This window comes from Kitasatospora sp. NPDC030952, assembly GCF_055571335.1.
The window spans coordinates 1-22,517 of record NZ_JBVIFM010000008.1; the positions used below are offsets into that span (position 1 = coordinate 1).

1 protein-coding gene (running past one end of the window) is annotated in these 22,517 nt (G+C 74.4%); it reads right to left on the bottom strand.

The window, feature by feature from the left end; all coding sequences use genetic code 11:
• Positions 1–148: 148 nt before the first annotated feature.
• Positions 149–22,517, bottom strand: partial view of an SDR family NAD(P)-dependent oxidoreductase gene (locus tag ACZ47G_RS16500; RefSeq protein ID WP_465743182.1) — the 3' portion only. It continues 8,117 nt past the right edge of the window; 22,369 of the gene's 30,486 nt are visible here — the last part of the coding sequence; the start codon falls outside the window, past its right edge; its stop codon occupies positions 149–151.

Sequence of the window (22,517 nt, forward strand, 5' to 3'; positions counted from 1 at the left end):
GCCGTCGGCGTACGCCGGGTGCTGGCGGTAGCCTTAGCGTTCGCCCCCCTCCCCCCCCTCCACCCCCCCCCCCTCCCCCCCCCCCCCCCCCCCCCCCCCCCCCGACGCGAGGTGCGGGCCGGCAGGGACGGCCGGGGTCCGTCGGGGTTCAGTCGGCGAGGCCCAGTCCGTTGTCCAGGAGGTCGAACATCTCGTCGTCCGACGCCGACTCGAAGTCGAAGGCGTCGGTGTCGGTGTCGGTGTCGGAGGCTGCGCCCCGGGAGGCGAGCCACTTCGTGCGCAGGATCTCCAGGCGGGCGGTGACCCGGGCGAACAGCTCGTCGTCCGAGACGTCCACCTCCGTCGTACCGAACGCCTGCTCCAGGCGGTCGAGTTCGGCCAGCAGGGCGGCCGGGCCGTCGGTGGGCTCGGGCCGCAGGCCGAGGCGGTCGAAGAGGTGGTCGGCCAGTTCCGCCACCGTCGGGTGGTCGAAGACCAGAGTGGCCGGGAGCCGCAGGGCCACCAACGCACCCAGTCGGTTGCGCAGTTCGACCGCCGTCAGGGAGTCGAGGCCGAGGTCCTGGAAGGCCCGCTGCGGGTCCACGCCGGATGCGTCGGCGTGCCCGAGGACCGCGGCCACCTGGCCGCGGACCGCCTCCAGCAGCTCCTCGTGCCGCTCCGCGCCCGGCAGTTCGGCCAGGCGCCGGACGAACTCGGCGCCCCGGCCCGCCGCGCCCTGGGCGTCCGCGGCCGAACCGCGCCGCACCGGCGCCCGTACCAGGCCCCGCAGGAGCGACGGGATCTCGCCGCGTCGGGCCAGGGCGGCCGGGTCGAGGCGCAGCGGCAGGACGGCGGGTGCCGTGCCGGCCGTGGTCGCGTCGAACAGGGCGAGGCCGAGTTCCGAGGTGAGGGGCGGCATGCCGGCCCGGGCCAGTCGTTCGGCCTCGGCCTCGGTGAGGGTGCCGGTCATGCCGCCGCCGGTCCACGGACCCCAGGCCAGCGAGACCGCGGGCAGGCCCAGGGAGTGGCGGTGCCGGGCGAGTGCGTCCAGGAAGGCGTTGGCGGCCGCGTAGTTGCCCTGCCCGGGGTTGCCGAGCGTTCCGGCCGCCGAGGAGAACAGGACGAAGGCCTCGACGTTCTCGGCGGCCCGGTGGAGGTTCCACGCGGCGTCCGCCTTCGGACGCAGAACGGCGGAGACGCGCTCGGGCGTGAGCGAGCCGATCATCCCGTCGTCCAGGACGCCCGCGGTGTGCACCACCGCGCGGACGTCGTGGCGGGCGAACAGCCCGGTGACGGCGGCCTGGTCGGCGACGTCGCAGGCCTCGACGGCCGTCTCGGCGCCGAGCCCGGCCAGTTCGGCGACCAGCTCGGCCACGCCGTCGGCGGCGGCGCCGCTGCGGCTGACCAGGAGCAGACTGCGCACGCCGTGCTCGGCGGCGAGGTGCCGGGCCACCAGGCGCCCCAGGCCACCGGTGCCGCCGGTGATCAGCACCGTGCCCTCGGTGGGCCAGCTCGGGGCCTCGGCCGCGGGCTCCTCCCGGGTGATCCGGGCGGCGAACAACTCGCCCTCACGCAGCAGCAGTTGCGGCTCGTCGGCGACGAGGGCGGCCGGCAGCAGCTCGGTCTCGGCGGTGGCCAGGTCGATCAGGCCGAACCGGCCTGGCTCCTCCGAGGCCGCCGAGCGGACGAGGCCCCAGGCCGCCGCACCGGCGAGGTCGGCGCCGGACACCGCGCCCCGCGTGACGAAGACCAGCCGCGAGTCGGCGAACCCGTCGTGCGCGAGCCAGGTCCGGACCAGCTCCAGCACGGTGGCCACCCGGGCGTGCACCGACCCGGCGCCGCCGGCCGGGAGTTCGGCCACCACCACCGGCGGGACGTCGGCCCGCGCGGCCAGCCCGGCCAGCGCCTGCTCGTTCGGCTCGACCGCGACGAACGCCACGTCCGCGCCGGCGGGCGTCTGCACCGTTACCGGCACGGGCACCCAGTCGAGGCGGAACAGCGCGTCGTGACCCGCCGGGCGGACCGCGGCGCCGAGCTGCTCGGCGGCGATCGGCCGGACGCTGAGTGAGCCCACCGATGCCACCGGCCGGCCCGCCACGTCGGCCGCGGCGAGCGCCAGCCCGCCGGACGCCGAGCGCGTCAGCCGCACCCGCAGCGCGGACGCCCCGGAGGCGTGCAGCGCGACGTCCTCCCAAGCGAACGGCACCCCGGCGCCGCCCTCACCGAGCCCGCCGCCCACCGCGAGGGTGTGCAGGCAGGCGTCGAACAGCGCCGGATGCAGGCCGTAGGTGCCGCCCTCGACACCCTCGGGCAGGACGACGTCCGCGAACAGCTCGTCACCCCGGCGCCAGACCGTGCGCAGGCCCTGGAAGGCGGGGCCGTACCCGAACCCGGCCTCCGCCAGGCCGTCGTAGAGACCGGTCAGGTCGACCTGCTCGGCGGCGGCCGGCGGCCACACCGAGGCGTCGAACGCCGCCGGTGCGGCCCCCGAGCCCAGCACGCCGTCGGCGTGCAGGGTCCACGGGTGTCGGCCGCCCGATCCGGGCCGGGAGTGCACGCTCACGGACCGGCGGCCCGCATCGTCCGGCGCCCCGACGGCCACCTGGAGCTGCACGGCGCCCGTCCCCGGGAGGACCAGCGGCGCCGCGAGCGTCAGTTCCTCGACGACGTCGCAACCGACCTCGTCGCCCGCGCGCACGGCCAGCTCGACCAGCGCCGTGCCCGGCACCAGGACCGAGCCCATCACGACGTGGTCCGCCGCCCACGGGTGGGACCCCGCCGACAGCCGGCCGGTGAACAGGACGCCGTCGCTGTCGGCCAGCTCCAGCGAGCCGGTGAGCAGCGGGTGTTCGGCGTTCCTGAGCCCGGCGGACTCGGCCCCGCGACCGGCGGGCAGGCCGGTCGGCCAGTAGTCCCGGTGCTCGAACGGGTAGGTCGGGAGCTCGGCGAGGTGCCGGCCGGCTCCGCCGAGCAGGGCCCGCCAGTCGACCTTCACGCCGTGGACGTACAGGCTCGCCAGGGCCTGGAGGAGGCTCGCCTCCTCGGGCCGGTCCTTGCGGAGCGCCGGGGCGGCCACGGTGTCGGCGGCCTCCTCCGGCAGGGCGGTCGCGGTCAGGGCGGTGAGGACGGCGTCGGGGCCGAGTTCGAGGAAGCGGGTGACACCGGCGGCGTGCAGCGTGCGGATGCCGTCGGCGAAGCGGACGGCCTCGCGGACGTGGCGCACCCAGTAGTCGGGGGTCGTGAGGTCCTCGGCCAGTTCGCCGGTCAGGTTGGAGACGACGGGGATCGACGGAGTGCTGTACGTGAGCCCGTCGAGGACTTCACGGAAGTCCGCCAGCATCGGGTCCATCAGCGGCGAATGGAAGGCGTGGGACACCCGCAGTCGGTTCGTCTTGCGGTCGGCGAAGTGCTCCTCGATCGCCGCGACGGCCTCCTCCGTGCCGGAGACGACGATCGAGCGCGGGCCGTTGACGGCCGCGATCGACACGAACTCGCCGAGCAGCGGAAGGACTTCGTCCTCCGTCGCCTGTACCGCCAGCATCGCACCACCCGACGGCAGCGCCTGCATCAGGCGACCACGAGCACTCACCAGCGCGCAAGCGTCCGCGAGCGAGAACACCCCGGCGACATGCGCCGCCGCGATCTCACCGATCGAGTGGCCCGCGACGAACTCGGCACGCACGCCCAGCGATTCGACCAGGCGGTAGAGAGCCACCTCGACGGCGAACAACCCAGCCTGGGCGTACTCCGTACGGTTCAACAGCTCCGCGTCCGAACCCCACACGACGTCCCGCAGCGGAAGCTCCAGCCCCTCGCACACCTCGTCGAAGGCGCGGGCGAACACCGGGAAGCGGTCGTACAACTCCCTTCCCATGCCCACGCGTTGCGAGCCCTGCCCGGAGAACAGGAACGCCGTCCTGCCGTCGGCCGCGACCCCTCGGGCCACCTCCACGCCGTCCACCAGCACCGTGCGGTGCGGCAGCTCCGACCGTCCGGCCAAGGTGAACGCCACGTCTGCGGTGGGCAGTTCATCCGCGTCCGCGAGCCGTGCCAGCTGGGCGTCCAGCGCCGCCTCCGACTTGGCGGACACCGCCCACGGCACCGGGCCGGGCGCCGTCTCGCTCGCCGGCTCCGCCGACTCGGGCCGCTCCAGGATGACGTGGGCGTTGGTGCCGCTGATCCCGAAGGAGGACACACCCGCGCGGCGCGGGTGGCCGGTGGTCGGCCAATCGGTGCGCTCGGTGAGCAGCTCGACGGCGCCGGCCGTCCAGTCGACGTGCGACGAGGGCGCGTCCACGTGCAGCGTGCGCGGCAGCTGGCCGTGCCGCATCGCCAGCACCATCTTGATCACGCCCGCGACACCGGCCGCGGCCTGGGAGTGGCCGATGTTCGACTTGATCGAACCGAGGAGCAGGGGCTGTTCGCGGTCCTGGCCGTAGGTGGCGAGGAGGGCCTGCGCCTCGATCGGGTCGCCCAGCGTCGTCCCGGTCCCGTGCGCCTCGACCGCGTCGACCTCGGCGGTCGACAGCCCGGCGCTCACCAAAGCCTGTCGGATCACCCGCTGCTGCGACGGGCCGTTCGGCGCCGTCAGGCCGTTGGACGCACCGTCCTGGTTGACGGCGCTGCCGCGCAGGACGGCGAGGACGCTGTGCCCGTTGCGCCGGGCGTCCGACAGGCGCTCCAGCACCACCATGCCGACGCCCTCGCCCCAGCCCACGCCGTCCGCCGCCTCGGCGAAGGCCTTGCTGCGGCCGTCCGCGGCGAGGCCGCGCTGCCGGGAGAACTCCACGAACGTCGCCGGGGTGGACATCACCGTCACACCGCCGGCCAGCGCCAGCGTGCACTCACCGCTGCGCAGGGCCTGCGCGGCCAGGTGCATGGCGACCAGGGACGAGGAGCAGGCCGTGTCGACCGTCACCGCCGGGCCTTCGAGACCGAGGGTGTAGGACACCCGGCCCGAGGCCACGCTGCCGGCGCTGCCGCTGCCCTGGTGCCCCTCGAACTCGCCGCCGCCGAGCAGGTTCGCGTAGTCGGCGTACATCACGCCCGCGAAGACGCCCGTCCGGCTGCCGCGCAGCGACACCGGGTCGATGCCGGCCCGCTCGAAGGCCTCCCAGGAGGTCTCCAGCAGCAGGCGCTGCTGGGCGTCCGTCGCCAGCGCCTCGCGCGGGCTCATCCCGAAGAACGCCGCGTCGAACGCCGCCGCCTCCCGAAGGAACCCACCCGTCCGGGTGTAGGACGTGCCGACGTGATCCGGGTCCGGGTCGTAGAGGGTCTCTACGTCCCAGCCTCGGTTCGTCGGGAAGTCGGAGATCGCGTCGGTGCCGTCGGCCACCAGTCGCCACAGGTCCTCGGGCGACGCGACGCCGCCGGGGTAGCGGCAGGCCATCCCGACGAGCACGATCGGGTCGTCGGACGGGACGGGCAGGGCCGCCGGAAGGTCTGTGCTCTCCGTGGTGCCGAACAGGCCCTCCAACAGGAAGCCGGCCACCGCGTGGGCGGTCGGATAGTCGAACACGACGGTGGCCGGAAGCTGGAGACCGGTCACCGACTTGAGCCGGTTGCGCAGCTCGACCGCCGTCAGCGAGTCGAAGCCGAGCTCCTGGAACGCCTTCGACGGATCCACCGTCGCCCGGCCCTCGTGGCCGAGCACGAGGGCGATCTGGTCCCGCACCAGGTCCAGGACGGCCGCGTGGCGCTCGTCGCCGCCCAGGCCCGACAGCCGCCGGGTCAGGTCGACGGCCGCCGGGGCCGTGGCCGCCCGGCGGGCCGGGGGCCGGACCAGGCCGCGCAGCAGGGCGGGGACGTCGCCCCGGTCCCGCAGGGCGGGCAGGTCGAGTCGGACGGGCAGGACGGCCGGCTCGGCGCCGGTGGCGAGCGCGTCGAACAGCGCCAGCCCGTGCTCCGGGTCGAGCGGCGGCACGCCGGCGCGGGTCATCCGCTCGCGTTCGGCGTCGGTGAGGGTGCCGGTCATGCCCGCCACGTCGGACCACGGGCCCCAGCCGAGGGAGACGGCCGGCAGGCCGAGCGAGCGGCGGTGCACCGCCAGGGCGTCCAGGTAGGCGTTGCCCGCCGCATAGGCGCCCTGGCCCGCGCTGCCGAACGTACCGGCCATCGAGGAGAACAGGACGAAGACCTCGACGTTCTCGGCGGCCCGATGCAGGTTCCACGCCGCGTCCGCCTTCGGACGCAGAACCGCCGAGACCCGCTCAGGAGTCAGCGAACCGACCACCCCGTCATCCAGCACACCCGCCGTATGGACGACCGCGCGGATCTCATGCCGGGCGAACAGGTCGGCGACAGCGGCCTCGTCGGCCACATCACAGGCCTCGACCACCGCCCCCGTACCCAGCTCCGCCAGCAGTTCGTCGACACCCTCGGCCTCCGCGCCACGACGGCTCACCAGCAGCAGGTTCCGCACACCGTGCTCCGCCGCCAGGTGCCGAGCCACCAGCTTCCCGAGACCACCCGTACCACCGGTGACCAGCACCGTCCCCTCGCTCGGCCACGCCACCGCCTCAACCGACGACTCCGTCCGCACCAGCCGGGCCGCGAGCAGCTCACCGTCGCGGACCAGCAGCTGCGGCTCCTCCAACCCCAGAGCGGCGGGCGGCAGCTCCTCCGCACCCGCCAGATCCACCAGAGCGAACCGCCCCGGCTCCTCCGACATCGCCGACCGCACCAGACCCCACACCGCAGCACCCGGCAGATCCTCACCCGCCACCACACCACGCGTCACCACCACCAACCGCGAAGCCGCGAACCGCTCCTCCGCCAGCCAACCCTGCACCAACCCCAACACGTGGGCCGTCCGCGCGTGCACCCCACCGGCGACCGTCTCGACCACCACCACCGGCGGCACCTCCGCCGGCACCTCCACCAGCGACTCCACCGCCACGAACTCCGGCGTGCCAGAGGCCTTCACCGGCACCCAGTCCACCCGGAAGAGCTCGTCCCGGCCGACCCGCGACCCGGCCGCGAGCTGCTGGGCGGCGATCGGGCGCACCGTCAGCGCGCCGACCGAGGCGACCGGCCTGCCGTCGGTGTCGGCCACGGCGAGCGCCAGCGCGCCGGAGGCCGACCGCGTCAACCGCACCCGCACCGACGACGCGCCGGAGGCGTGCAGCGCCACGTTCTCCCAGGCGAACGGCACGCCGCCGTCCTCGGTGGAGCCCGCCAGGGCGAAGCCGTGGAGGCAGGCGTCGAAGAGCGCCGGGTGCAGGCCGAAGCCACTCCCGTCGGCGCCCTCGGGCAGGGCGACCTCCGCGAAGAGCTCGTCCCCGCGCCGCCAGACGGCACGGAGGCCCTGGAACACCGGGCCGTACCCGAACCCGGCCTCCGCCAGGCCCTCGTACAGCCCAGCCGCGTCGACCACCTCGGCACCGATCGGCGGCCACAGGCCCGCCTCGAACTCCGCCGGTGCCGCACCCGTCCCCAGCACACCGCTCGCGTGCAGGGTCCAGACCGGCTCCGGGCCGGTGTCCGCCGTGGAGTGGATGCCGACCGCGCGGCGCCCGGTGTCGTCCGGCTCGGCCAGGCGCACCTGGATCCGGACGGAGCCGTCCTCGGGCAGGACCAGCGGCGCGGCCATGGTCAGCTCCTCCACCAGGTCGCAGCCGGCCTCGTCCCCGGCGCGCAGGGCCAGTTCGACCAGCGCCGTGCCCGGCACCAGGACCGAACCCAGCACGACGTGGTCCGCGAGCCACTCGTGCGACCGGGCCGACAGCCGACCGGTGAGCACCAGCCCGGCGGTACCGGCCAGTTCGAGCGAGCCGGTGAGCAGCGGGTGGTCGGCGTTCCGGAGCCCGGCGGACTCGGCCGTGGGGAAGAAGGCCGAGGCGTCCGTCCAGAAGCGGCGGTGTTGGAAGGCGTAGGTCGGCAGGACGACCCGGCGGGCGCCCGTCCCGGCGTGGAAGGCGGACCAGTCCACCGGGACGCCGAGCACGTGCAGGCGCGCCAGCGCCTCGACGACGGTCCGCTCCTCGTCGTGCCCGCGGCGCAGCGCCGGGATCGCTTCGCCCTCGCCGTCGGGCAGCGCCGTCGCGGTGAGGGCGGTGAGGACGGCGTCGGGGCCGAGTTCGAGGTAGCGGCGGACGCCCGCCTCGTGGAGGGTCCGGACGCCGTCGGCGAAGCGGACGGCCTCGCGGACGTGGCGCACCCAGTACTCGGGGGTCATGAGATCCTCGGCCAGGCCACCGGTCAGATTGGAGACCACCGGGATCGAAGGAGCTGTGTACGTCAGCCCGCCGAGGACCGCGCGGAAGTCCGCCAGCATCGGATCCATCAGCGGCGAGTGGAAAGCGTGCGAGACCCGCAGCCGCGTGGTCTTGCGGTCGGCGAAGTGCGCCTCGATCGCCTCGATCGCCTCTTCCGTCCCCGAGACGACGACGGACATCGGGCCATTGACGGCGGCGATCGACACGAACTCGCCCAGCAGCGACAGGACTTCGTCCTCCGTCGCCTGCACCGCCAGCATCGCACCACCCGACGGCAGCGCCTGCATCAACCGACCACGAGCACTCACCAGCGCGCAGGCGTCCTCCAGCGAGAACACCCCGGCGACGTACGCGGCAGCGACCTCACCGATCGAGTGCCCGGCCACGAACTCCGGCCGCACACCCAGCGATTCGATCAGCCGGAACAGCGCCACCTCGACCGCGAACAACCCCGCCTGCGCGAACTCCGTACGGTTCAGCACCTCCGCGTCCGACCCCCACACCACCTCCCGCAGAACCGGGTCCAGCTCCCCGCACACCTCGTCGAAAGCCCGGGCGAACACCGGGAACCGGCCGTACAACTCCCGCCCCATCCCCAACCGCTGCGACCCCTGCCCCGAGAACAGGAACGCCGTCCGCCCACTCGTCGCGACACCGGTCGGCGCCTCGCCGGCCGCCACCGCCCGCAGGCCGGCCAGGAGTTGCCCGGTCCCGTCGCCGACCACGGCCGCGCGGTGTTCGAGCGCGGCGCGGGTCGTCGCCAGCGAGTACGCGATGTCCATCGGACGGGCGTCGTCGGCGACGGCGATCAGCCGCTCGGCCTGCGCGCGCAGGGCCTCGGGGGTCGCGGCGGACAGCAGCCAGGGCACGATCCCCGGTTCGGCCTCCGGCAGCTCCGTGGACGGCGCCGCCGCCGGGGCCTCCTCGATGATCACGTGGGCGTTGGTGCCGCTGATCCCGAAGGAGGAGACGCCAGCGCGGCGCGGGCGGTCGCCCGGGGCCCACGGCCGGGGCTCGGTCAGGAGCCGGACGGCCCCCTCCGACCAGTCCACGTTCGCGCTGGGCTCGTCCACGTGCAGCGTGGAGGGCAGTTCGCCGTTGTGCATCGCGAGCACCATCTTGATCACGCCCGCGACGCCGGCGGCGGCCTGGGTGTGCCCGATGTTCGACTTGATCGAGCCGAGGAGCAGCGGCTGTTCGCGGTCCTGGCCGTAGGTGGCGAGCAGGGCCTGCGCCTCGATCGGGTCACCCAGCGTCGTGCCGGTGCCGTGCGCCTCGACCGCGTCGACCTGGTCGGCGCCGAGGCGTGCGTTGGCCAGCGCCTGGCGGATCACCCGCTGCTGCGCCGGGCCGTTGGGCGCCGTCAGGCCGTTCGACGCGCCGTCCTGGTTGACGGCGCTGCCTCGGACGAGCGCGAGCACCGGGTGCCCGTTGCGCAGCGCGTCCGACAGCCGTTCGACGACCAGGAAGCCCGCGCCCTCGGCGAAGCCCGTGCCGTCGGCGGCGGTCGCGAACGACTTGCACCGCCCGTCGGGGGCGAGCGCGCCCTGACGGCCGAACTCGGCGAACACGCCCGGCGTGGCCATGACCGTCACGCCGCCGGTGATCGCGAGCGAGCAGTCTCCCTGGCGCAGGGCCTGGGCGGCCAGGTGCAGGGCGACCAGGGAGGAGGAGCAGGCGGTGTCCACGGCGACCGCCGGGCCCTCCAGGCCGAGCTTGTAGGAGACGCGGCCGGCCACGACGCTGCCGTTGCCGTCGCTGCCCGGGTAGTCGTGGTACATCACGCCGGTGAAGACGCCGGTACGGGTGCCGCGCAGGCCGCTCGGGTCGATGCCGGCCCGCTCCAGGGCCTCCCAGGAGAGCTCCAGCGTGAGCCGCTGCTGCGGGTCCATGGCGAGGGCCTCGCGCGGGGAGATCCCGAAGAAGCCGGGGTCGAACTCGGCGGCGCCGTCGAGGAATCCGCCCGCGCGGGTGTAGTACGAGTCCTCGGTGCGCAGCGCCGAGAGGTCCCAGCCGCGGTCGGCGGGGAACGGCGAGACGGCGTCCGCGCCGGAGGTCACCAGCTGCCACAGCTCCTCGGGCGTGGTCACCCCGCCCGGGTAGCGGCAGGCCATGCCGACGATCGCGATCGGGTCGTGGCGGACCTCCGTTGCCGGTGGGGTGTCCGTCTCGGTGTCGACGGAACGGGCCCGGTCGTCGGCCCGGTCGTACGCCCGGTCGTCGGCCAGGTCGAGCAGGGCGTCGACCAGGCCGGCGTCCCGCAGTCGACGGGTCGGGATCGACTGCAGCGCGGCGCGCAGGTCGGCCTCGGCCCGGGCCGCCCGGCCGCTCCCGGCGGCGGTCCGCACGCCCAGCTCGGCGACGATGAGGTCCGTCACCGCCTCGGCGTTCGGGTGGTCGAAGGCGAGGGTCGCGGGCAGGCGCAGGCCGGTGAGGGTGTTGAGCTGGTTGCGCAGGTCGGTCGCGGCGAGGGAGTCGAAGCCGAGCTCCTGGAACGCGCGGTCCGGCTCGATCGCGTCGCCCGACTCGTGGCCGAGCAGCCCGGCCACCCGGGCCCGGACGAGGTCGAGGACGGTCCGCCGCTGCTCGGCCTCCGTCAGCCCGGCGAGCCGGGCGGTGAGGCCGTCGGCCGGTGCGGCCGGCGCCGGGGCGTGGGCCGCCGTGCGACGGGCGGCCGGGACGAGGCCGCGCAGCAGCGCTGGGACCTCGTCGGTGCGGGCGCGCAGGGCGGCCGCGTCGACCCGGATCGGGACGACGGCGGCGCGGTCACTGCGCAGACCGGCGGCGAACAGCGCCAGACCGGCCTCCCGGCTGAGCGGCGGGACGCCCTGGGCGGCCATGCGGTTGCGGTTGAGCTCCAGGAGCTGCTCGCCGAGGCCGGCGCCGACGTCCCACATGCCGTAGGCCATCGAGGTGGCGGGCAGGCCGGCGGCGCGGCGGTGGTCGGCGAGGGCGTCCAGGAAGACGTTCGCGGCCGCGTAGTTGCCCTGACCGGCGGTCAGGACCAGCCCGCCGGCGGAGGAGAAGAGGACGAACGCACTCAGATCGAGGTGACCGGTCAGCTCGTGCAGGAACCACGCGCCATCGGCCTTCGGGGCCAGGACGGCATCCATCCGGGCGGGGGTCAGCGCGCCGACCAGAGCGTTGTCACCGACACCGGCGGCATGGATCACGGCCGACAGGCCGGGGATCGCGTCGATCAGAGCAGCCACCGCCGCGCGGTCCGCCATGTCACAGGCCCGCACCTCGGCCACAGCGCCCAAGGCGGACAACTCCGCCACCAGCTCCACCGCCCCCGGCGCCTCCGGACCGCGCCGGCTCGTCAACACCATGCTCCGGACACCGCACTCGGCCACCAGATACCGCGCCACCACGGCCCCCAGGCCACCCGTACCACCGGTGATCAGCACCGTGTCACCCGCGCCGACCGGCAGCGGGCCCGCCGGCTGCGGAAGCCGGACCAGACGTGGAACGTGCACGGCCCCGCCGCGTACGGCCGACTCCGGCTCAGCGGTGACCAGCACCTCCCCGTCCGTGTCCAGCAGCCCGAACCGCCCCGGATGCTCCGCCAACGCGGACCGCACCAGACCCCACACCGGAGCCTGCGCCAGATCCACCGACTCACCCTCACCGACGCCCACCGCACCCCGCGTCACCACCACCAGACGCGACGCCGCGAACCGCTCCTCCACCAGCCACGCCTGGAGGACCTCCAGGACGGCGTGGACGTTCACGCGGACACCGCTCGGGACGTCCGCGGGGCTCGCGAAGGAGCCGCAGTCGAGCACCACCGTGCCGGGCACCGGCTCCGAGGACTGAGGCGAGACGTCCTCCCACCGCGCCCAGGAGTCCTCCACAGCAGGCGAGTTCGGCAGCTTTGTCCAGTCGATCCCGTACAGCGGATCGACCGAACCCAGCTGCTCCGCCGAAACCGCCCGGCCCACCATCGAGGCCACGGCCAGCACCGGTCCGCCCGCCGGGTCGGCGAGGTCGAGCCGCAGCCCGCCGTCGCCGAGCCGGACGATCCGCACCCGCACCGCCGAGGCGCCGACGGCGGACAGGCTCACGCCGGTCCAGGCGAACGGGATCATGGTCTCCCGCTCACCGCCACCGGCCAGGATCGCGGCGTGCATGGCGGCGTCGAGCAGCGCCGGGTGGACGCCGAAGCCGTCGCCCGCCACACCCTCCGGCAGCGCGACCTCGGCGAACAGCTCGTTCCCGCGCCGCCAGGCCGCCCGCAGGCCCTGGAACACCGGGCCGTAGCCGAACCCGGCCTCCGCCATCCGCTCGTACGCGCCCTCCACCGGCAGCGGCTCCGCGCCGACCGGCGGCCAAGCCTCGAACGGCTCCGCCTCCACCGCTCCCCCGACGGCCAGCGAACCGGCCGCGTGCCGCACCCACCCGGCGTCCGGGTCCCCGTCCGGGCGGGAGTGGATGGTGACCGCGCGCCGTTGCGAGGCGTCCGGGCCGCCGACCCGCACGTGCAGCTGGACGGCGCCGTGCTCGGGCAGCACCAGCGGTGCGGCCAGGGTCAGCTCCTCCACCAGCTCGCACCCGACCTCGGCCGCGGCCCGCAGCGCGAGCTCGACCAGCGCCGCACCCGGGACCAGCACGGTGCCCAGGACCTGGTGGTCGGCCAGCCACGGGTGCGAGTCCAGCGACACCCGGCCGGTGAGGAGGAACCCGTCCGTGTGGGACAGGTCGACGGCCGCGCCGAGCAGCGGGTGCGCGAAGGCGCCCACGCCCACCGCGCCCAGGTCGCCGAGCGGGGTCGTCGCGTCGAGCCAGAACCGGCGGTGCTGGAACGCGTAGGTGGGCAGATCCACCGTCCGGGCGCCGGTACCGGCGAAGAGGACGGACCAGTCGACCTCGGCGCCGGCCGCATGCAGCCGGCCGAGCGCGCCGACCAGGTTCGCCTCCTCGCCGCGATCCGCGTGCAGCGCGGGCACGACGCACGTGCCGGCGGCCGTCGGATCGTCGAGGAGGCCCTGCACCAGGCCGGAGAGGACGGTGTCGGGGCCGAGTTCGAGGTAGCGGCGGGCGCCCGCGGCTTCCAGCGTGCGGATGCCGTCGGCGAAGCGGACGGCCTCGCGGACGTGGCGCACCCAGTAGTCGGGGGTCGTGAGGTCCTCGGCCGGTTCGCCGGTGAGGTTGGAGACCACCGGGATCGAAGGAGCTTTGTACGTCAGCCCGTCGAGGACTTCGCGGAAGTCCGCCAGCATCGGGTCCATCAGCGGCGAATGGAAGGCGTGCGAGACGCGCAGTCGGTTCGTCTTGCGGTCGGCGAAGTGCTGGTGAATCGCCTCGACGGCCTCTTCCGTACCCGAGACGACGATCGAGCGCGGGCCGTTGACGGCCGCGATCGACACGAACTCGCCCAGCAGCGGCAGGACTTCGTCCTCCGTCGCCTGCACCGCCAGCATCGCACCACCCGAAGGCAGCGCCTGCATCAACCGGCCACGAGCGCTCACCAGTGCGCAGGCATCAGCCAGCGAGAACACTCCGGCCACGTACGCCGCCGCCACCTCACCGATCGAGTGCCCGGCTACGAACTCGGCACGGACGCCCAGGGATTCGACCAGCCGGAACAGCGCCACCTCGACGGCGAACAGCCCTGCCTGGGCGTACTCCGTCCGGTTCAACAGCTCCGCGTCCGAACCCCACACCACGTCCCGCAGAACCGGGTCGAGACCCCCGCACACCTCGTCGAAGGCCCGGGCGAACACCGGGAAGCGGTCGTACAACTCCCTCCCCATGCCCAAGCGTTGCGACCCCTGCCCGGAGAACAGGAACGCCGTCGCGCCACCCGCCCGGGCGGAGGAGGTGACAGCACCCGGGGCGAGTTCGCCCCGGCTCAGCGCGTCCAGCCCGGCCACCAGCTCCGCCCGATCGGCGCCGAGCAGCACCGCGCGGTGCTCCAGCGCCGCCCGCGTCGCGACGAGCGAGTGGGCGACGTCCAGTGCGTCCAGCTCCGGCCGCGCGCTCACGAAGGCCGTGAGCCGCTCGGCCTGCATCCGTAGGGCCTCCGGCGTCGCCGCGGCGAGCAACCACGGCAGCGTGCCCAACAGCTGCCCACGGTCAGCCGGTTCGGCGGCCGGCTCGGCGACCGGCTCGGGCCCCTGCTCCACGATCACGTGCGCATTGGTCCCGCTGATCCCGAAGGCGGACACGCCCGCCCGGCGCGGACGACCGGTGGCCGGCCACTCCCGGGCCTCGGCCAGCAGCTCGACCGCGCCTTCCGACCACTCGACATGCGGCGAGGGCCGGTCGATGTGCAGCGACTTCGGCAGCACCCCGTGCTGCATCGCCAGCACCATCTTGATCACACCGGCCACACCCGCCGCCGCCTGCGCGTGCCCGATGTTCGACTTGATCGAACCGAGCAGCAGCGGCAGTTCACGGCCCTGCCCGTACGTGGCCAGGAGCGCCTGCGCCTCGATCGGATCGCCCAGCGTCGTCCCGGTGCCGTGCGCCTCGACCGCGTCGACGTCCGCCGCCGACAGCCCCGCGCCGGCCAGAGCCTGCCGGATCACCCGCTGCTGGGACGGACCGTTCGGCGCCGAGAAGCCGTTGCTCGCGCCGTCCTGGTTGACGGCCGTGCCGCGGACCACCGCGAGCACCCGGTGGCCGTTCCGCTCGGCGTCGGACAGCCGCTCGACGAGCAGCACGCCGACGCCCTCCGACCAGCCGACGCCGTCCGCCGCCCCGGCGAACGCCTTGCACCGGCCGTCCGCCGACAGCCCCCGCTGGCGCGAGAACTCGATGAACATGCCCGGCGTCGACATCACCGTCGCACCGCCCGCGAGGGCCAGTGAGCACTCGCCGCTGCGCAGCGCCTGGACCGCCAGGTGCAGGGCGACCAGCGAGGAGGAGCAGGCGGTGTCCACCGTCACCGCCGGGCCCTCCAGGCCCAGCGTGTAGGAGACCCGGCCCGAGACGACGCTGCCGCCGCTGGTCCCCGAGGGGTTCGTGTTGAGCGCGTAGTCGTGGTACATGACGCCCGCGAAGACGCCCGTCCGGCTGCCGCGCAGGGACAGCGGGTCGATGCCGGCCCGCTCCAGCGCCTCCCAGGAGGTCTCCAGGAGGAGCCGCTGCTGCGGGTCCATGTAGAGGGCCTCGCGCGGGGAGATCCCGAAGAAGCCGGGGTCGAAGTCGCCGGCGTCGTGCAGGAAGCTGCCGTGGCGGGTGTAGCTGTGGCCCTCCTTTCCGGGCTCGGGGTCGTAGAGGTGCTCGATGTCCCAGCCACGGTCGGTCGGCAGTCCGGTGACGGTGTCGACGCCCTCCGCCAGCAGCCGCCACAGGTCCTCGGGCGTGGCCGCGCCACCGGGGTAGCGGCAGGCCATGCCGACGATCGCGATCGGCTCGTCGGAGGTGTGCGGGCGGACGTCGGTGCCGGTCGTCGGCGTCGCCTCCGTGCCCGCGCCGGCCAGGTCGAGGAGGTGCTCCGCGACGGCCCGCGCGTTGGGGAAGTCGAAGGCGAGCGTGGCGGGCAGGCGCAGGCCGGTGCGCTTGTTGAGGCGGTTGCGCAGGTCGGTCGCGGCGAGGGAGTCGAAGCCGAGCTCCTGGAACGCCCGCCCGGGCGCGATCGCCTCGGCGGAGGCGTGGCCGAGCACGGCGGCGACCTCAGCCTGCACGAGCTCCAGCACCAGGCGCCGACCCTCGCTCTCGACCAGCCCGGCGAGGCGCTCGGCCAGGCCGGTCCCGGCCACCCGCCCGCTCACCGGCAGCTCGGCCCGCCTGCGCGGCGAGGCGAGGCCGCGCAGCAGCGCGGGGACCTCGTCGGTGCGGGCGCGCAGGGCGGCCACGTCGATCCGGATCGGGACGACGGCGGCGCGGTCGCTGCGCAGCGCGGTGTCGAACAGGGCGAGGCCGGCCGCGTGGTCGAGGACGGGGACGCCCTGGGTGGCCATCCGCGCCCGGTCGACGTCCGCGAGGTCGCGGCCGAGGCCGGCGCCGACGTCCCAGAGGCCGTAGGCCATGGCGGTGGCGGGCAGGCCGGCGGCGCGGCGGTGGGCGGCGAGGGCGTCGAGGAAGACGTTCGCGGCGGCGTAGTTGCCCTGGCCCGCGGTCAGGACCAGCCCGCCGGCGGAGGAGAAGAGGACGAACGCGGTCAGATCGAGGTGGCTGGTCAGCTCATGCAGGTACCAAGCGCCGTCGGCCTTCGGGGCCAGGACGGCATCCAACCGGTCGGGGGTCAGCGCACCGACCAGACCGTTGTCACCGACACCGGCGGCGTGAACCACAGCGGACAGGCCCGGGATCGCCTCGATCAGAGCGGTCACGGCCTCACGATCCGCCATGTCACACGCACGCACCTCGGCGACAGCGCCGAGGGCGGACAGCTCCGCCACCAACTCCACCGCCCCCGGCGCCTCCGGACCGCGCCGGCTCGTCAACACCACACTGCGCACACCACACCCGGCCACCAGGTAGCGTGCCACGACGGCCCCCAGACCACCCGTGCCACCGGTGATCAACACCGTGTCGTCAGCACCGACCGGCAGCGGACCCTCCGGCTGCGGGAGACGGCCCAGACGCGGGACGTGAACGGTCCCGCCACGCACGGCCGACTCCGGCTCAGAGGTGACGATCACCTCCCCGTCCGTGTCCAGCAGAACGAAACGGCCAGGGTTCTCCGCCTGCGCGGACCGCACCAGACCCCACACCGGGGCCTGCGCCAGATCCACCGACTCACCCGCGCCGACCGCCACCGCACCCCGCGTCACCACCACCAGACGCGACGCCGCGAACCGCTCCTCCGCCAGCCACGCCTGCACCGTGCGCAGCACGTGCTGCGTCACCGCGCGCATGGCCGCCGGGACGTCGGCGGCCGGGGCGCCGCCGCCCGGGGCGGCCAGGGCCGCGCAGTCCAGGACGACGGTCTCGGGGGCCGGCCCATCAGCGGGAAGGACGTCCCAGGCCGTCCACTCCGCACCCGCCTCCGGGACGGCCGGCAGCTCCGACCACTCGACCGCGTACAGCGGCTCGGCCGAACCCAGCTGCCCCGCCGAGACGGCCCGCCCCTTCACGGAGGCCACCGTGAGCACGGGGTCACCGGTCGGGTCGGCGAGGTCGAGGCGCAGCCCGCCCCCATCGAGCCGGACGATCCGCACCCGCACCACGGGCGCGCCGACGGCGCGCAGCGCCGCGCCCGTCCACGCGAACGGGACCACGGTGTCGTCGCTCCCGGCGTCCACGATGGCGACGTGCATGGCCGCGTCGAGCAGTGCCGGGTGCACGCCGAATCCATCGGCCTCGACGTCCTCGGGGAGCTCGACGTCCGCGAACAGCTCGTTCCCGCGCCGCCAGGCCGCCCGGAGGCCTTGGAAGGCGTGGCCGTAACCGAACCCGGCCTCCGCCATCCGCTCGTACGCGCCCTCCACCGGCAGCGGCTCCGCGCCGACCGGCGGCCAGACATCGAGACGCTCCGCCTCCACCGCTCCCCCGACGGCCAGCGAACCGGCCGCGTGCTGCACCCATCCGGCGTCCGGGTCCCCGTCCGGCCGGGAGTGGACGGTGAGCTCCCGGCGGCCGGTGGCATCCGGTGTTCCCACCCGCATTTGGAGCTGGAGCGCGCCGTGTTCGGGCAGCACCAGCGGTGCGGCCAGGGTCAGTTCCTCCACCAGCCCGCACCCGACCTCGGCCGCGGCGCGCAGCGCGAGTTCGAGCAGACCGGCTCCGGGGACCAGGACCGTGCCCTGCACGGTGTGGTCAGCCAGCCACGGGAACGCGGCCGTCGACAGACGTCCGGTGAGAACCAGCCCGTCCTCGTCGGCCAGGTCGACCGCCGCGCCGAGCATGGGGTGTGTCGTGGCGCCGAGGCCTGCGGAGCGGACATCACCGCCATGGGCGGCGAGGGGCGCGGGCCAGAAGCGGCGGCGCTGGAAGGCGTACGTCGGCAGGTCGACCTGGCGGGCACCGGTGGCGGCGAACAGGGCGGCCCAGCCCACCGGGGCGCCGTGGACGTGGAGGCGGGCGAGGGCGTCGACGAGGGTGTGCTCCTCGGCCCGGTTGCGGCGCAGTGCCGGGATCGCTTCGGCCTCTCCGTCGGGCAGGGCGGTCGCGGTGAGGGCGGTGAGGACGGCGTCGGGGCCGAGTTCGAGGAAGCGGGTGACACCGGCGGCGTGCAGCGTGCGGATGCCGTCGGCGAACCGGACGGCCTCGCGGACGTGGCGCACCCAGTAGTCGGGAGTGGTGACGTCCGTGCCGAGGGCGCCGGTCAGGTTGGAGACCAGCGGGATCGACGGTGCGCTGTACGTCAGCCCGTCGAGGACTTCGCGGAAGTCCGCCAGCATCGGGTCCATCAGCGGCGAATGGAAGGCGTGCGAGACCCGCAGTCGGTTCGTCTTGCGGTCGGCGAAGTGCTCCTCGATCGCCGCGACGGCCTCCTCCGTGCCGGAGACGACGATCGAGCGCGGGCCGTTGACGGCCGCGATCGACACGAACTCGCCCAGCAGCGGAAGGACTTCGCCCTCCGTCGCCTGCACCGCCAGCATCGCACCACCCGACGGCAGTGCCTGCATCAGTCGGCCGCGAGCACTCACCAGGGCGCAGGCGTCCGCGAGCGAGAACACCCCGGCGACATGCGCCGCCGCGACCTCACCGATCGAGTGGCCCGCGACGAACTCGGCATGCACGCCCAGCGATTCGACCAGGCGGTAGAGAGCCACCTCGACGGCGAACAACCCAGCCTGGGCGTACTCCGTACGGTTCAACAGCTCCGCGTCCGAACCCCACACCACGTCCCGCAGGGCCGGGTCGAGCTCCCCGCACACCTCGTCGAAGGCCCGGGCGAACACCGGGAACCGGCCGTACAACTCCCGCCCCATGCCCAGGCGTTGCGAGCCCTGACCGGAGAAGAGGAACGCGCTCTTGCCTTCGGCTGCCACGCCTCGGGCCAGCTCGACGCCGTCCACGAGCACCGCGCGGTGCGGGAAGAGTGAGCGCCCGGCCAAGGTGAACGCCACATCCGCAGCCGGGAGTTCACCGACCGCCGCCAGCCGAGCGAGCTGCGCGTCCAGCGCCGCCTCCGACTTTGCGGATACCACCCAGGGCATCGCCCCCGTCGCGGGCGTGGCTTCCCGGACGGTCTCGGGCTCGGCCTGCTCCAGGATGACGTGGGCGTTGGTGCCGCTGATCCCGAAGGAGGACACACCCGCGCGGCGCGGGTGGTCGGTGGTCGGCCAGTCGGTGCGTTCGGTGAGCAGCTCGACGGCGCCGGCCGTCCAGTCGACGTGCGACGAGGGCGCGTCCACGTGCAGCGTGCGCGGCAGCTGGCCGTGCTGCATCGCCAGCACCATCTTGATCACGCCCGCGACACCGGCCGCGGCCTGGGAGTGGCCGATGTTCGACTTGATCGAACCGAGGAGCAGGGGCTGTTCGCGGTCCTGGCCGTAGGTGGCGAGGAGGGCCTGCGCCTCGATCGGGTCGCCCAGCGTCGTCCCGGTCCCGTGCGCCTCGACCGCGTCGACCTCGGCGGTCGACAGCCCGGCGCTCGCCAAAGCCTGTCGGATCACCCGCTGCTGCGACGGGCCGTTCGGCGCCGTCAGGCCGTTGGACGCACCGTCCTGGTTGACGGCGCTGCCGCGCAGGACGGCGAGGACGCTGTGCCCGTTGCGCCGGGCGTCCGACAGGCGCTCCAGCACCACCATGCCGATGCCCTCGCCCCAGCCCACGCCGTCCGCCGCGTCCGCGAACGAACGGCACCGGCCGTCGGCCGACAGGCCACCCTGCCGGGAGAACTCCACGAAGGTGTTCGGCGTCGACATCACCGTCACGCCGCCCGCCAGGGCCAGCGAACACTCACCGCTGCGCAGCGCCTGCGCCGCCAGGTGCATCGCCACCAGCGACGACGAGCACGCCGTGTCCACCGTCACCGCCGGGCCCTCCAGGCCCAGCGTGTACGAGACGCGGCCCGAGGCCACGCTGCCCGCGCTGCCGCTTCCCTGGTAGCCCTCGAACTCGCCGCCGCCCAGCAGGCTCGCGTAGTCGGCGTACATCACGCCCGCGAAGACGCCCGTCCGACTGCCGCGCAGCGACACCGGGTCGATGCCGGCCCGCTCGAAGGCCTCCCAGGAGGTCTCCAGCAGCAGACGCTGCTGAGCGTCCGTCGCCAGCGCCTCGCGCGGGCTCATCCCGAAGAACTCGGAGTCGAACTCCCCCGCGCTGTGCAGGAATCCACCGGAGCGCGTGTAGGACGTGCCGACGTGCTCCGGGTCCGGGTCGTAGAGCGTCTCGACGTCCCAGCCTCGGTTCGTCGGGAAGCCGGAGACCGCGTCCACTCCGTCGGCCACCAGTCGCCACAGGTCCTCGGGCGACTCGACGCCACCCGGGTAGCGGCAGGCCATCCCGACGATGACCACCGGGTCCTCCGACAGCGACGGCAGCGCCTCGGGGACGTGGACGACGGTTTCGGTGCCGAACAGGCCCTCCAGCAGGAAGCCGGCCAGTGCGCTCGCCGTCGGGTAGTCGAACACCACCGTGGCCGGAAGCTGGAGACCGGTCGCCGACTTGAGCCGGTTGCGCAGTTCGACCGCCGTCAGCGAGTCGAAGCCGAGCTCCTGGAAAGCCTTCGACGGATCCACCGCCGAGCCGGTGTCATGGCCCAGCACGAGCGCGATCTGCTCGCGCACCAGCTCCAGAACGGCCGCCCGTCGCTCATCCCCGCCCAGTCCGGACAGTCGCTGCGCCAGACCCGCCGACACGGCCGAACCGGCGACGACGGCGCGTCGCACCCGGCCGCGCACCAAACCGCGCAGCAGCGGGGGTACGTCGCCGTGCGCGGCCATCGCCGCGAGGTCCATGCGCATCGGCAGCACCGCCGGGTGCCCGGTGGCGAGCGCCGCGTCGAAGAGCACGACGCCCTGGTCCGGGGCGATGGCGGGCAGGCCGAGCCGGGCGATGCGCTCGGCCTCGGCGTCGGTGAGAGTGCCGGTCATGCCCGCCACGTCCGACCACGGCCCCCAGCCGAGGGAGACGGCCGGCAGGCCGAGCGAGCGGCGGTGCACCGCCAGAGCGTCCAGGTACGCATTGCCCGCCGCATAGGCGCCCTGGCCCGCACTGCCGAACGTACCGGCCATGGACGAGAACAGGACGAACACCTCGACGTTCTCGGCGGCCCGATGCAGGTTCCACGCCGCGTCCGCCTTCGGACGCAGAACCGCCGAGACCCGCTCGGGAGTCAGCGAACCGACCACGCCGTCATCGAGCACACCCGCCGTATGGACGATCGCGCGGATCTCATGCCGGGCGAACAGGTCGGCGACAGCGGCCTCATCGGCCACGTCACAGGCCTCGACCATCACCCCCGCACCCAGCTCCGCCGCCAACTCCTCGACGCCCTCGGCCTCCGCGCCACGACGGCTCACCAGCAGCAGGTTCCGCACACCGTGCTCGATCGCCAGGTGCCGGGCCACGATCTTCCCGAGACCACCCGTACCACCGGTGACCAGCACCGTCCCCTCGCTCGGCCACGCCACCGCCTCAACCGACGACTCCGTCCGCACGAGCCGCGCGGCGAACAGCTCACCGTCGCGGACCAGCAGCTGCGGCTCCTCCAACCCCAGAGCGGCGGGCGGCAGTTCCTCCGAACCCGCCAGATCCACCAGAGCGAACCGGCCCGGCTCCTCCGACATCGCCGACCGCACCAGACCCCACACCGCAGCACCCGGCAGATCCTCACCCGCCACCACACCACGCGTCACCAACACCAACCGCGAAGCCGCGAAACGCTCCTCCGCCAGCCAACCCTGCACCAACCCCAACACCCGGGCCGTGCGCTCGTGCACCTCACCGGCGACCGTCTCGACCACCACCACCGGCGGCACCTCCGCCGGCACCTCCGCCAGCGAGGCGACCGCCACGAACTCCGGCGCGTCGGAGGCCTTCACCGGCACCCAGTCCACCCGGAACAACGCGTCGTGGCCCACCGGGCTCACCTCGCCCAGCGCCACCGGGCGGACGACCAGCGACCCGACGGTCGCCACCGGCCGCCCCTCGGTGTCGGCGATCGCGAGCGACACCCCGCCGTCCGCCGACGGCGTCAGCCGCACCCGCACCGACGACGCGCCGGAAGCGTGCAGCGCCACGTTCTCCCACGCGAACGGCACCCCGCGTTCGTCGGAGCCGGTGAGCGCGAACGCGTGGAGGCAAGCGTCGAACAGCGCGGGGTGCAGGCCGAAGCCCGTGCCCTCGGCGCCCTCCGGCAGGGCAATTTCGGCGAAGACCTCGTCCCCGCGCCGCCAGGCCGCGCCGAGCCCCCGGAACACCGGGCCGTACCCGAACCCGGCCTCCGCCAGGCCCTCGTACAGCCCGGTCAGGTCG